We start from the raw sequence: 14116 nt of genomic DNA, 5'->3' as shown, positions 1-14116 counted from the left end.
GCCCTGGGCACCGGCGGGGCGCACTACGGCGGGCGGGAGGCGTCCGGCAGCCCGCGTCCACCGTGGGCCCGGCACGGCGCTCGCCCGGGAGGACCGGCCGGTGCGTGACGGGCGGTAGGCGGCGGGAGCGAGGCGGACGGCAGGGCGGCGGAGCGGCGGAGCGGGCGGCAGGGCGGCGGAGCCAGAGCCCCACCGGCGGAGCGCAACTACCCGAGCCGCCCGGCGGATGCCGCGTGCGGGCGGGCGGCACGATGGTGACACGGCTGTGCGGGCGTCGCCTCGGGGTCACCCGCCGGGTCGGTCACCGCCCGGTACCGCGGTGGCCGGGCACAACCGGCCAGATCGTCATCTCCGCCTCCCGACGGTCCGCCGGTGAAACAGCGGCCGCCTCCCGGGATAGCATTGCCGTACCGCGACCGCCGCTGTCAGAAAATCCGGCCGCACCGGCGCGGGGGTTCCGTCCGCACGAATGTGTGTTGACGGATCGTCACGCCGCCGAAGAGCGGATCGCGACCAAATCACAGGCCCTTCAGTACAGTTTCGCAAGTGTTTCGATCGGACCTGGAAAGCCGTCAGATTTCCCTCCCTGAGCCGACCGTCGAACTGCCGGCGGGCCTCCTGGATCCGCTCGCGAACGTCGTCGCGGAGGTATTTTCACAGCTGGTGGCGCGCATTCCGCCGACCCCCGCCGCCGAGCTCGGCCGGATCAGCGCGGCGGAGCGGCCGGTGGTTCGGCCGGGCGCTCCGGTCCTCACCGCGCTGCGGTCGGTCGGCCCACGTCTGCCGGAGCGGGTCCTTGGCGCGCTCGAGCTGGTCGTCGACGAGATCCCGCTGCACGCGCCGCGTGGCCTCACCCGCAGCCTCACCGACCCGTCGGCGTCCGGGCCGGTGCGGGCGGCCGCGGGTACCTCGCGGGTCCTCGCGGCGCCCGCCGACGAGCCCGAGGCGGTCGACGCCGTCGCGCGGCTGGACCGGGTCAGCCCCGGCGCCTGCCACCTTGTCCTGGCCTACCTACGCGCGCTGGCCGACCATCCCGTCACCGGCCCGCTGCTGGTCGTGGACGACCGCGTGTTCGAGGTGGACGACAGCAGTGGCGCCGAGCCGCCGGACGCGCCTGCTGACGAGGCGACGCTGGCCGCCCGCCATGGCGCCGCCCACCTGGCTCTTGCGGTGGCGGTGACCACCGCTGTCCTGCGCGAGCTGGACCCGCCGGCGCTGGGCGCCGAGGCGCCGGTCGTCGTCGGTGTCGCGCTGGGCTCCGCCGCGCTCGTCCTGGGCGGCCGCCCGATGCCGGATGCCTACCCGGCCGCCCTGCTGCTGCGCCGCCGCGCGGACTACCGGCTGCCCCGCCACGCCGCCGGCTGCGTGCCGGTCACCGGGCACACCTTCGCCCTCGTCGAGGACACCGGCGGGCCTGACAGCTCCCACTCCGCCGGGACCGGGGCGGGAGCGGGAGCCGGGGCGCCCGACTTCGCCCGCAACGGGCTGGTGGACGTCGCCGCCGGCGGTGTGTGCGTCCGGACCGGCGTCGGGACCGGCCGGGTGGCGGTGTCCCTGAAGGTGCTCGCGGCGCCGCCCGGCCCGCCGCCGCCCGCCGAGGCAGCGGCCTGGGACGAGATCGTCGACGTCAGCTGGACCGCCGCCGCCGGCGCCGCCTCCGTGATCGGCGGCGCGACCAGGCGGGAGGACGCGCCGCCCGACGCCCGTTCCCTTTACCACCAGACACCCCCGTGGCCCGGGGACTACCGGCTGCGGGTGTGTGCCCGCGGCCGCGACGGCGCCGGCGAGGACGAGACCTACGAGCTGGTGGTCTGGGGCGCCGGGCCGGAACCGGAGACAGTCCACCGGCGCAGCGACCAGCTGGGACACCGGCTGCGCGGAGAGGCGCCGCCGCCGGTCGCCTCCCAGCCGGAGGCCCGCTACCGCTGGGTGCGCCGGCGCAGCGAGTTCCGCGAGGCCGCGACGTTCACCGTCGTGGTCGGGGCGGCACCCGCCGACGTCGTGCGGTGCTTCGACGCCGACCCGGACGTCCCCTGCTCACTCGCGCGGTTGCGGGCCGACGGCCGCACCGACCCCTGCCTTCTCGTTCTCCCCCTTGCCGGTGACGACCGGGCGGTCCTCGCGGTGGAGGCCGGCGGCAGCCAGGGATCGCGGCACGCCGTGCTCTCGTCGTTGTCCCGGCATGGGCTGGCCGCCAGCATGTTCTGGAACCTGAACGCCCTCACCCGGCTCTCGCTGGCCCAGCACGGCGACGTCCTCGCCGCGTTCGAGCCGGGCCCGGACCCCGTCCCCGACGTGGTTCTCCCGCTCCTGCGCGACCTGGACCTGACCGGCGCGACGGACCGGGTGGCGAAGGGCCTGGTGGTCGTCGAACGGTTCACCGGTCACACCGTGCTGCCCGAGCACCTCGAGCAGATGGTCGCCAACGACGTCGTCTACCTGATCAACGAACCCTGAGAGACCGGCGCGCGCGCCCACGCCCACCACACACGCTGCGCCCGCCCCGCGTCCCGGCCCTCAGCCGCAGCGGGGCGGCCGCAGTCAGCATCAGCGGTCACGGCAGGCTGGCCGGCGGGGAGCCGCCGTCGGGCGTGGTGGGCTGATCGGCCGGCGGGATGCTGGCCCGCGGGATGCCGGCCGGCGGGATGTCGGCCGGCGGGATGTCGGCCGGCGAGAGGCCGGCGGCGACGGCCCGGGCGGGGTGCGGCTGGTGCGCGCCGCGCAGCGCGGAGGCCGCCGCGGCGATCACGGCCAGTGCCGCGGCAACACCGAACACGACGATCAGACCGGTGTGGAACGGCTCGGAGATCAGGTGCGGGAAGAACTCGCGTCCGGTGATCGCCGCACGGTGCTCGGGAGCGAGGGCGTCCAGTGAGCCGGCGGCGGAGAGCAGGTGCTCCACCGGGTTGAGGCCGAGCACCGCGGCGAACAGCGAAGCCACCGGTGGGATGGCGCCGACCTGGTCGGCGACGGTGCCGGGAACGCCCTCGGCGGCGAGCCCCGTCGCGAAGGCGCCTGGCAGGCTGCCCGCCAGACCGGCGATCATGAGTGAGAAGAAGACCCCGATCGACAGCGCACTGCCGGCGTTCTGGAACGTCGCCCGCATGCCCGAGCCGACCCCGCGCACGGACGCCGGGACACTGCTCATGATGGACGCCGAGTTCGGCGCCGCGAACATCCCGGCGCCGATGCCGTTGACCGCGATCAGCAGGCCGAAGGCCCAGTAGGAGAAGTCGACCGGGAGCAGCATGAGCCCGACGAAGCTGGCCGCGAACACCAGCGATCCGTAGGTGGACAGCCCCCGGGCGCCGAACCGGTCGGAGAGGAAGCCCGAGAGCGGGCCGGCGACGAGCACACCGGCGGTCAGGGGGAGCAGGTAGATCCCGGCCCAGAACGGGGTGTCCTCGAAGTCGTAGCCGTGCAGGGGCAGCCAGATGCCCTGCAGCCAGATGATCAGAACGAACTGCAGCCCGCCGCGGGCGATCGAGACGGCCAGCCCGGCGATGTTCCCGGCGGTGAACGCCCGGATCCGGAACAGGGCGAGCTCGAACATCGGCGACTCGGCCCGTCTCTCGGCGGCGACGAACGCGACGAGCAGCACGGTGCCGCCGGTGAGCAGGGCGATCACCGTGGGGTTGGTCCAGCCCATGGTGTGCCCACGGTAGGGCTGCAGCCCCTCGGTCACGGCGACCAGCACAGCCCCGAGCCCGCCGGCGAAGGTGATGTTGCCCCACCAGTCGAAGCGCCCCCGTTTCGGCCGCTCGCGGCGCGGCGGCTCGCGCAGCCGGCGGTAGGCCCAGATGGTGCCGAACACGCCGACCGGGACGTTCACCCAGAACACGGCCCGCCAGTCCCAGACGGCCAGCACGCCGCCGGCTACCAGGCCGATGAACTGCCCGGCGAGCGCGGCGACCTGGTTGATGCCGAGTGCGAGGCCGCGCTGGTCGGCGGGGAAGACGTCGGTCAGGATCGCGGCGGAGTTGGCCGCGAGCATGGAGCCGCCGAGGGCCTGCAGCACCCGCCAGCCGATCAGCCACATCGCCGCGGAGCCGCCGCGGAACGGATCGAAGGACAGCAGGATCGAGGCGACAGTGAAGACCACGAAGCCGGCGTTGTAGATCCGGACCCGGCCGAAGATGTCCCCCAGCCGCCCCAGCGGGACGACGAGGACCGCCTGCACCAGGCGGTATCCCATGATCATCCAGAGCAGGTAGCTGACGTTGCCGGGTGCGAGCGGATCCAGGTCGATACCGAGGAAGATCGGCGGCAGCGCGATCAGGACGATCGACCCGTCGAGCGCGGACATGAACACCGCGGCGGTCGTGTTCGCCAGGACGACCCACTTGTACCTGCCGCCGACGGCCGCGACCGGGGTACCCACAGGACCGCTGCCTGGTGGCCGCGCCATCAGATGCTGTGCGCCAGTCGTTCGAGCAGGGGCGCCGCCGCTTTCAGACAGGCCCGCTCGGCATCGCTGAAACTCTCGGCGAGTGCCCGCGCCAACTGCTCGCTGCGGGCGTTGCGCCGCTCCCGCAGCGCCTCCCGGCCGGCCGCCGCCACCGACAGGATGACCCGGCGCCCGTCATCCGGGTCAGGCCGGCGCTCGATGAGACCTCGCTCCTCCAGCCCGCTCAGGGTGGCCCCCATCGACTGCGGGCTGATCGCATCCTGTTTCGCGAGCGCCGCGGCCGTCGCCGGCCCGCCGCGCTCGAGCCGGATGAGAGCCGCGGTCTCGCCCACCGTCAGTTCACCGGCCGGCTGGACCAGACGCAGCTTGCGCAACAGCAGGCTGAGACTCAGCCGCAGCTCCGCGGCGATCTCGAGCGTCTCGCCGGCGTCACCCGGCGCCGAGAGGCCGCCGGCCCGATCGGCGGGCGAGCCCGCGCCGTCGGCCTCCGCCATCCGCCCCTCCACCACATCGCCAACCTAACCTTATAAGTCCAGGCTGGCCAGCACGGGCTTCCGGGATCGACCCAGCGGACGCGGCCGTCACAGGAACACCGCGGACACGAGGGCGCGGCGGCGCGGCGCAAACAGCGCGCGAGTCGTCAGTCCGGGCTTACGGTTCGACGTATGGCTGACACTCCCCCGGTGGTCCTGGTCCACGGCCTCGCCTCGTCGAGCGAGCACGGCTGGCGCTCGTCCGGCTGGGTCGATCTGCTGCAGGAGGCCGGCCGTGAGGTGATCCTCATCGACCTGCCCGGTCACGGCGGCTCCCGCCGCGACACCGACCCGGCGGCCTACCCGGACGTCGCGGCGGAGGTCGCCGAGGCGTTCGCGGGCCGTGGCCCCGTCGACGCGGTCGGTTTCTCCGCCGGCGCCCACCTGCTGCTGGAGTGCGCGGTGCGCGGGCTGGCGCCCTTCCAGCGGCTGGCCCTGCTCGGCATCGGCCCGCGCCTGCTCGACTACCGCCCGGCGGAGCGGCCGACCTTCACCCCGGGTGCGGACGACGGCACCAACGTCCTGGTCCGCATGATCCACGGGCTGGCCCGGCGGGCCGGCAACGACATCGACGCCGTGCTGGCGTTCGCCCGGCGGCCGATCCGTCAGCTCACCGCCGCCGACATGGCCGCGGTGACCTGCGAGGTCCTGCTCGTCACCGGTGAGCGCGACGAGGCCGGCTCCCCCGAGGAGCTCGCCGCGCTGCTCCCCAAGGCGACCGGGCGGGCAATCGAGGGCGCCGACCACTACTCCGTCCAGGCGAACACCCGGGCGATGAACGCCGTCCTCGACTTCCTCGGCATCTGACCTCAGCCGGGACGCCCGCCGGACGCGTCATCCACCGGCGCCCTCGCGGCCGGCCCCGCCGTCAGTCGACGTCGATGATCTGCCCGTTGCGGAACATGTCGACGAACAGGGCGTGGTCGTGGTGCACCTGGGCGCCGTAGCTGTGGGCGAACTCGACGAGGGATGCGGTGAAACCCTTCGGGTCCGCCGAGATCACCTCGTGGATGGCGGCCTCGGTGGAGAAGCTGACGAGGTCGTGTTCGCTCTCGTCGTCGGCGACGGCGTGCATCCGCGCGGTCGAGCGGCCCAGGTCGGCGACCAGCTCCAGCATCTGGTCCCGCTCGTTCACCTCGGACCAGTCCAGGTCCTGGGCGTACGGCGACACCTCGGCGACGAGCTGGCCGACCCCGTCGATCTCGGTGTACCCGAGCCAGGTGTCACTGTCCGCCTGCAGCGCGCGCTGGGACAGCGCCGTGCGGTGCCCCTGGTGGCGGAAGTAGCCGGCGATCCGCTCGTCGCCGACGAACCGGCTGACCGCCGGGACCTGGCCCTGCTTCATGTACAGCACGACGTCGTTGTCCAGCGCCTCCGTCTGCCCCTCGACGAGCAGGCTGTAGGACGGCAGCCCCGCGCTGCCGATGCCGACGCCGCGCCGCAGCACGACGTCCTTGACGGTCAGTGACACCGGCCGGGTACGCCGCCCCGGCGGAACCGTCGCCAGGTAGCGGTCGAAGGCGGCCAGGACCTTCCCGCGGGTCTCGTCGTCGACCGCGCTGGCCCCGCCGCCCCGGGTGAACCGTCGGTCGTAGTCCTCGACCACGGTGAGCTCGTCGAGCAGTCCGACCCGGGTGGCGCGCCGCGCCTGCTGCAGGAAGGCGTGCACCACCCCCGAGGTGGACGTCCGCGTCAGCAGGTCGGCGGACGAGCCGCCCTCGGCGAGGTCGCGGATCTTCTCCCGGTAGGCGCCGACGCAGGCCTCGACCAGGTCGGTGATGACGGCGTCGCTGAGCGCCTTCGCCCGGCCGAGCAGGGCGAGGCTCGCGACGAGCCGGCGCAGGTCCCAGGTGAACGGCCCGACGTAGGCCTCGTCGAAGTCGTTGACGTTGAAGACGAGCACACCGTTGCTGCTCATGTAGGTGCCGAAGTTCTCCGCGTGCAGGTCGCCGTGGATCCAGACCCGGCTCGTCCGCTCGTCGAGGAACGGGTCGTCGAGCGCGTGGACGTCCGCGTAGAACAGCGCCGCGGACCCGCGGTAGAAGGCGAACGGCGACGCCGCCATCTTCCGGAACTTGCGCCGGAACGCGCCCGCCTCCGCGGCCATCAGATCGCCGAAGGCGCTCTCGAAGACCTCCCCGATCACGCGGGTGCGGTCCGGGTCGGGTGCGGACGTCGTCATGTCGCTGCGCTCCTTCTCGTACGGCCGGTCCAGCATGCCAGCGCCCCGCCGCCCACGCGATGTCCCGGTTGTGACCACCTGCCCCGGTACCCCGCGGTGGTCGGGTGGGCGGTCGTAGAGCGCCGTCAGGTCCGCCGCGGCCTCGGTCATCGCCGCGCGCAGCTCCGGCGGATCGAGCACCTCGACGTCAGCGCCGAGGACCAGCAGGTCGCCGCGGGCGTGCCCGACGGACTCGATCGGCAGCCGGGCGCGCACCCAGCCGTCGGCGTCCGGCTCGCCCGCCGTGCGCTGGACGGACCTCGCCACCGCGGGTGCGAGCCGGAAGGGCACGAGCCGCAGCCCCGCCGGCGACAGCCGCACCGTCGCCGAGGACCGGTAGACCTCGGCCTCGTACCGCGCCGTCCAGCCGGCCCAGTACCCGGCCAGGTCGAACCCGTCAGGGCGGGTGAAGGTCCCCGGCAGGACATCCAGCGCGCGGATCTGTCCGACCCGGTAGACCCGGACGCCGCTGCCGGCACCCGCCTCCACGCCCGCGGCACGTGCCCCCGCCTCCCCCGTCCGCGCCGCCTTCGGTGCCTGCGGTGCCTGCGCAGTGGCTGCGACCAGGTACCAGGTGCCGCTCTTGAGGACGATGCCGAGCGGCTCCACCTCACGGACCACCTCGCGGGGAGCGCGCCAGCGCAGGTAGGTGATCCGGATCGGGCGACGCCCCCAGACCGCGCCGGCGGCGTCCGCCAGGAAGGGTACGGGTTCGGCGTCCCGGAACCAGCCGGGCGCGTCAAGGTGGAACAGCTCGCGGGCCCGTGCCGCCCGTTCCCGGTTCCCCGGGGGCAGCGCGGCGAGCAGTTTGCGCTCGACGGCCGCGGCGTCCAGGCCGAAACCGAGCGCGGCGGCGGCGTCCGGGAGGCCGGCCAGCGGCAGCGAGTCCGACTCGCCCGCGGTCAGGCCGGTCAGGCTCGTCCGGTAGCCGGCCACCAGCCGGTACCCACCCGCGGACCCCCGCTCGGCGAGGACGGGCACGCCCGCCGCGGCGAGCGAGTCCAGATCCCGGTAGACGGTGCGGACCGACACACCCAGCTCGGCGGCGATCTCGCCGGCGGTCAGCCGGCCGCGGACCTGCAGCAGCAGAAGGACGGACAACAGGCGGCTGGCGCGCACCGCCGCATTCTCCGCCGCGATACCTGACAGGAGAAGCCAGGTATCGCGGTGAGGATGGCCACGGGGACGAACGCGCGGGAAGGAGCAGCGGTACCGCGCGGGAGATGCGCACGGCGCAACGGTCCGCACGTCGACCGCCCCGCACCCGAGCTGGAGGAGTGACATGGAGACGATGGAGACGGCGGAGACGGCGGGGCCGACCGCGGGGGTGAGCTGGGCCGGGCTGATGGTCGACTGCCCGGACGCGAAGGCACTGGCGGAGTTCTACGGCGAGCTGACGGGATGGGGCGTCGGTGGTGCTGACGAGAATGGTGCCTGGGCCTACCTGACACCCCCCGGAACCGAGATCATGATCGGGTTCCAGCGGGTGGACGGCTACCAGCCGCCGCGGTGGCCGGACCAGGACGGGCCGCAGCAGTTCCATCTGGACTTCCGCGTTCCGGATCTGGCCGCGACCCTGGAGCTGGCCGACCGGCTCGGCGCGACCCAGCCCGAGTTCCAGCCGGGTGGCGACCGCTGGCGGGTTCTCCTCGACCCCGCCGGCCACCCGTTCTGCCTCTGCCCCGCCGCGGCGTGGTCGTAGACGGCGCGGCGGAGTCGTAGACGGACAGTGGCGCAGCCACGGCACCACCGCTGGATGTCGTGGCTGCGGTGCTCCGGCCTGTCAGACGTCGCCGGGGCCTCGAGGCGACGTCCGGTTCCCCGTGTGGTCTCCCCCTGCCCGCCAGACCCACCACCACCCGGACCCGCCTATCATCGAACATACGTTCGGAGTCATGGTCGATGTCCCATCCCTGCCCCGGAGACGAGGTTCCCCATGCCTCCCACCGACGCGACCAGCTCCCGACGCTGGGCGGACGGGCGACTGCCCCGTTGCTCGGGTGTGACGCCCGGCGCCTGCCCGACACCGGGAGAACCACGATGGGATCGTCAACGGAGGACAGGACGGTCTTCGCGGCAGCGCGGGGGACCGCGACAGCACAGGGACGGGGTGTCGGTGTCGGTGTCGGCAACAGGGACGGGGCAGCTCCGGGCAGTACCGAAGAAGGTTCGGACGGTCACGGTCGGCGGGCCCGGTGCGTCGAACGAGGTGCTCGTGGTCGGGGAGGGAGAGCCCGTCATCCTCGCCGCGCACGCCTGGGGCGCGTCAGCGCGGGTGATGCTGCCCACTGTCCTGAACCTGCCGGGCACGAAGGCCGTGGTGAACTTCCGCGGCTACGGCGGTTCGTCGCCGCGGCCCGACGGCTGGACGTATCCCGAGCTCGCCGCGGAGCTGGCCGCGGTCGCCGACGCGGTCGGGGCGACCTCCGCCGTCGGGCAGAGCATGGGGGCCGGCGCGCTGATGGCGCTCGTCGACCAGGAGCCGGGCCGGTTCGAGGCCCTGGCGCTGCTGCTGCCGCCGGCGCTGGACGAGCCGATCCCGCCGGACGTCGAGGATCTGTTCCGCCGGATCCACCTGGCCCGGCAGGGGGGCGACCCGGACGAGCTGCGCACCGAGATCGCGGCGTGCATGTCCCCGGAGCTGCTGTCGGTCCGCGGCGCGGACGCGTACCTGCGGGCCTACGCGCTGATGTTGGCGGCCTGCACACCGCCGACGCAGCGCCCGGGGAACGCCCCGGTCGCCGACCGCGGGCGGCTGGCACGGGTGGCGTCGCGGGTGCTGGTCGTCGGGCAGGACGGCGACTTCATCCACCGCACCCTGATGGTGGACGAGGTTGCCGCCGCCCTCCCCCGCGCGCGGACGCACATCTTTCCCGCCACGGCTCCGATGTGGAGCGACCGGCGCTCGCTGCGGGCGATGCTGCGCGAGCTGCTCGTCGGCGGCCCGGAGATCGTCGCGCAGGCCGGGCCGGAACCCAGGTGGGAACCCCGGCGGGACGTCGGGCCGGGGGTCCGGCTGGACGTCGGTGCCTCGCGGGGCACCGTGTAATGTCGGCGATTAAGTCGAGGGGCGCTGCAACGGACCCTGGTTCTGTAACGGGCTCAGGTCCGCCACGCTCGGCCGGCACCACTCCGTAAGGGCGCCTCCCTCACAGGGAGGTGTATGTCATGGCGGAATCCGGGGTCCTCGGTAGCGCGGTTGTCAGCGGTCCCGATGCCCAGGTGGCCGGTGGGCAGGTGCTGCGGGAGCTGCTGGCGCAGCGCGTGGTCGTGCTGGACGGCGCGTGGGGCACGATGCTGCAGAACGCCGGCCTCACCCCCGCCGACTACCGCACCGAGCGGTTCGCGGACCACCCCAAGGACATCACCGGCGACCCCGACCTGCTGAACCTGACCCGGCCGGACGTCATCCTCGACGTGCACCGGCAGTACCTGGCCGCGGGCGCCGACATCACCACGACGAACACCTTCACCGCCACCAGCATCGCCCAGGCCGACTACGGCCTGGAGTCGCTGGTGCGGGAGATGAACGTGCAGGGCGCACGGCTGGCCAGGCAGGCCGCCGACGAGGCCGCCGAGCGGACGGGGGCGCCCCGGTTCGTCGCCGGGTCGGTCGGGCCACTGAACGTGGCCCTGTCGTTGTCTCCGCGGGTGGAGGACCCGGCGTACCGGGCGGCGACCTTCGACCAGGTCCGGGACTCCTACGCCGAGCAGATCGCGGCGCTGGCCGAAGGCGGTGTCGATCTCCTCCTCATCGAGACGATCTTCGACACGCTGAACGCGAAGGCCGCGATCGCCGCGGCCCGCGAGGTCGCCCCGCAGCTTCCGCTGTGGATCTCGGTGACGATCGTCGACATGAGCGGGCGGACGCTGTCGGGGCAGACGGTGGAGGCCTTCTGGAGCTCCATCGCCCACGCGGAGCCGCTGGTCGTCGGGGTGAACTGCTCGCTGGGTGCCGAGGAGATGCGCCCGCACGTGATGGACCTGGCCCGGCTCGCCGGCACGTACACGGCCTGCCATCCCAACGCGGGCCTGCCGAACGCGTTCGGCGGCTACGACCAGACTCCGGAGGAGGCCGGCCGGCTCATCGGCGGGTTCGCGGCCGAGGGTTTGGTCAACGTGGTCGGCGGGTGCTGCGGGACGACCCCGGCGCACATCGCGCGGATCGCCGACGCGGTGAAGGGCGCCGCACCGCGCCCGATCCCCGAGCCGCCCGACCGGACCCGGTTCAGCGGCCTGGAGCCGTTCGAGATCGGTCCGGACACCGGCTTCGTCATGATCGGCGAGCGCACGAACGTGACCGGCTCGGCCCGCTTCCGCCGGCTGATCGAGGCGGACGACTACCAGGCCGCGATCGACGTCGCCCTCGAGCAGGTCCGTGGCGGGGCGAACCTGCTGGACGTCAACATGGACGCCGACCTGCTCGACAGCGAGCGGGCGATGACCACGTTCCTGAACCTGCTGGCGACCGAGCCGGAGGCCGCCCGACTGCCCATCATGATCGACAGCTCGCGCTGGAGCGTGCTGGAGGCGGGCCTGCGCTGCGTGCAGGGCAAGGGCGTCGTGAACTCGATCAGCCTCAAGGAGGGCGAAGGCCCCTTCCTGGAGCAGGCCCGGCGCATCCGCGACTTCGGTGCCGGCGTGGTCGTGATGGCCTTCGACGAGAAGGGCCAGGCGGAGACCACCGAGCGCAAGGTGGCGATCTGCGGGCGCGCCTACGACCTGCTCACCCAGCAGGTCGGCTTCCCGGCGACCGACATCGTGTTCGACCCGAACGTGCTCGCGGTGGCCACCGGCATCGCCGAGCACAACGGCTACGCCAAGGCCTTCATCGACGCGCTGCCGCTGATCAAGGAGCGCTGCCCGGGGGTGCGCCTCTCCGGCGGCATCTCGAACCTGTCGTTCTCCTTCCGCGGCAACAACGTCGTCCGCGAGGCGATGCACTCGGCGTTCCTGCTGTACGCGGTACGCGCCGGGCTCGACATGGGCATTGTCAACGCCGGCCAGCTCGCGGTGTACGCGGACATCCCCGCCGATCTGCTCGAACTGGTCGAGGACGTGCTCTTCGACCGGCGGGACGACGCCACCGACCGGCTCGTCGCGTTCGCCGAGACGGTCAGCGGCAGCGGCACGAAGCGCGTGGTGGACCTGTCCTGGCGGGAGGCCCCGGTCCGGGAGCGCCTCGCGCACGCGCTCGTGCACGGCATCGTCGACTTCATCGAGGCCGACACGGAGGAGGCGCGCGCCGAGGCGGCCCGCCCCCTCGACGTGATCGAGGGCCCGTTGATGGACGGGATGAAGATCGTCGGTGACCTGTTCGGCGCGGGCAAGATGTTCCTGCCGCAGGTGGTCAAGAGCGCCCGGGTGATGAAGCGCTCCGTCGCCTACCTGGAGCCCTACATGGAGGCGGAGAAGCAGGCACTGCTCGCCGCCGGCGGCTCCACCGACGCCGACCAGGGCCGCCGCGGCAACGGCCGGGTGGTGATGGCGACCGTCAAGGGCGATGTCCACGACATCGGAAAGAACATCGTCGGCGTGGTCCTGGGCTGCAACAACTACGAGGTCATCGACCTGGGGGTGATGGTCCCCGCGAAGGTCATCCTCGACACGGCCGTGGCCGAGGGCGCGGACGCGGTCGGCCTCTCCGGGCTGATCACGCCGTCCCTCGACGAGATGGTCTCGGTGGCCGCCGAGATGCAGCGCCGCGGGCTGAAGCTGCCCCTGCTGATCGGTGGTGCGACCACCTCCCGCCAGCACACCGCCGTGCGCATCGCGCCCGCCTACGACGCCACGACCGTCCATGTGCTGGACGCCTCCCGGGTCGTCGGCGTGGTCTCCGACCTGCTCGACGACGACCGGGCGGTCGAACTCGCCGCGCGCACCCGCCAGGAGCAGCAGGAGCTGCGGGAACAGCACGAGAAGCGCCAGCAGCAGCCGCTGCTCACCTTCGCCCGGGCCCGGGCGAACCGGGAGCAGGTCCCGTTCGACGACCTGCCCGTCCCCGCCTTCACCGGGCTGCGTGTCGTCACGCCGGCGCTCGCCGAGCTGCGCGCCATGATCGACTGGCAGTTCTTCTTCCTCGCCTGGGAGCTGAAGGGCAAGTTCCCGGCGATCCTGGAGCAGCCGGTCGCCCGCGAGCTGTACGACGACGCGAACGCCCTGCTCGACCAGATCATCGCCGACGGCGGCCTGCGGGCCGAGGGTGCGTACGGCTTCTGGCCCGCCGTCGCCGACGGTGAGGACATCGTGATCGACGTGGCCGCGGTGGACGCCGCCGCGCCGGGTGCGACCAGCTCCCTGGCCGAGGGCGGCCAGCTGCGGCTGCCGATGCTGCGCCAGCAGACGGCAAAGCCCACCGGGCGCCCGAACCGCAGCCTCGCCGACTACGTGGCGCCGGCGGGCGACCATCTCGGCGCGTTCGCGGTGGCCGTGCACGGTGCCGATCGGCTCGCCGCCGACTTCGAGGCCCACCAGGACGACTACCGGGCGATCATGGTGAAGGCGCTGGCCGACCGGCTGGCCGAGGCCTTCGCCGAGTACGTCCACCTGCAGGCGCGCCGGGCCTGGTTCGAGCCGGACGCACAGCCGGCGCTGGCGGACCTGCACGCCGAGCGGTTCCGCGGCATCCGGCCCGCGTTCGGCTATCCGGCGAGCCCGGACCACAGCGAGAAGCAGGCGCTGTTCGCCCTCCTCGAGGCCGACCGGGTCGGCATGGCGCTGACCGAGTCGTTCGCGATGACGCCCGCGTCCGCGGTGAGCGGGATCATCTTCGCCCACCCGTCGTCGCGGTACTTCACCGTCGGGCGGATCGGCCGCGACCAGGTCGAGGACTACGCCCGGCGGCGGCGCATGAGCATCGGCGAGGTCGAGAAGTGGCTGCGCCCGAACCTCGCCTACGACCCGGAGTAGTCACCGAGCGTTACGCTGCCCGCAGCGGGGTGCAGGACCCCTCGG

The 14116-nt window shown here is 73.3% G+C and carries 8 protein-coding genes and 1 pseudogene; 5 read left to right on the top strand and 4 right to left on the bottom strand.

Going from position 1 to position 14116, the window contains the following annotated elements:
* Nucleotides 1-546: 546 nt before the first annotated feature.
* Nucleotides 547-2457, top strand: a complete 1911-nt coding sequence (locus tag AB1460_RS09740; protein ID WP_368960462.1) for a DUF6461 domain-containing protein — start codon at nucleotides 547-549, stop codon at nucleotides 2455-2457.
* Between the two features lie 97 nt (nucleotides 2458-2554).
* Here AB1460_RS09740 and AB1460_RS09735 read toward each other — a convergent pair whose 3' ends face one another.
* The gene (locus tag AB1460_RS09735; protein WP_420497230.1) at nucleotides 2555-4408 is read right to left on the bottom strand and encodes an MFS transporter; all 1854 of its coding nucleotides are present in this window, start codon (nucleotides 4406-4408) and stop codon (nucleotides 2555-2557) included.
* Entirely contained in the window at nucleotides 4408-4902 is a 495-nt protein-coding gene (locus AB1460_RS09730) for a MarR family winged helix-turn-helix transcriptional regulator (protein WP_368960459.1), read from the bottom strand. Before AB1460_RS09730 ends, AB1460_RS09735 begins: the two co-directional genes overlap by 1 nt.
* A gap of 171 nt (nucleotides 4903-5073) precedes the next feature.
* On the opposite strand from AB1460_RS09730, the gene AB1460_RS09725 reads away from it, so the two are divergent.
* Nucleotides 5074-5748: an alpha/beta fold hydrolase gene (locus tag AB1460_RS09725; RefSeq protein ID WP_368960458.1), complete on the top strand. Its 675-nt coding sequence runs from the start codon at nucleotides 5074-5076 to the stop codon at nucleotides 5746-5748.
* Between the two features lie 61 nt (nucleotides 5749-5809).
* On the opposite strand, the gene AB1460_RS09720 is transcribed toward AB1460_RS09725, so the two are convergent.
* Together AB1460_RS09720 and AB1460_RS09715 are read right to left on the bottom strand one after the other, a co-directional pair.
* A complete protein-coding gene (locus AB1460_RS09720; protein ID WP_368960495.1) occupies nucleotides 5810-7123 on the bottom strand; it encodes a DUF2252 domain-containing protein in 1314 nt (437 codons plus the stop codon).
* Nucleotides 7124-7261: 138 nt separating this feature from the next.
* Nucleotides 7262-8446: pseudogene (locus AB1460_RS09715) on the bottom strand (helix-turn-helix transcriptional regulator); the annotation flags it as partial.
* A gap of 7 nt (nucleotides 8447-8453) precedes the next feature.
* Between AB1460_RS09715 and AB1460_RS09710 the strand changes: the two are divergent.
* The 3 genes from AB1460_RS09710 to metH all read left to right on the top strand — a co-directional run bounded on the left by AB1460_RS09710 (nucleotide 8454) and on the right by metH (nucleotide 14071).
* Nucleotides 8454-8864: a VOC family protein gene (locus tag AB1460_RS09710; protein ID WP_368960494.1), complete on the top strand. Its 411-nt coding sequence runs from the start codon at nucleotides 8454-8456 to the stop codon at nucleotides 8862-8864.
* Nucleotides 8865-9284: 420 nt separating this feature from the next.
* The gene (locus AB1460_RS09705; protein WP_368960457.1) at nucleotides 9285-10211 is read left to right on the top strand and encodes an alpha/beta fold hydrolase; all 927 of its coding nucleotides are present in this window, start codon (nucleotides 9285-9287) and stop codon (nucleotides 10209-10211) included.
* 119 nt (nucleotides 10212-10330) lie between these two features.
* Nucleotides 10331-14071 (top strand): methionine synthase, encoded by a 3741-nt coding sequence (metH, locus tag AB1460_RS09700; RefSeq protein ID WP_368960456.1) that lies wholly within the window; start codon nucleotides 10331-10333, stop codon nucleotides 14069-14071.
* Nucleotides 14072-14116: the final 45 nt, after the last annotated feature.

The organism is Parafrankia sp. FMc2 (genome assembly GCF_041008525.1).
Taxonomy (GTDB): domain Bacteria; phylum Actinomycetota; class Actinomycetes; order Frankiales; family Frankiaceae; genus Parafrankia.
This window is presented reverse-complemented; position numbering and strand designations above follow the sequence as displayed.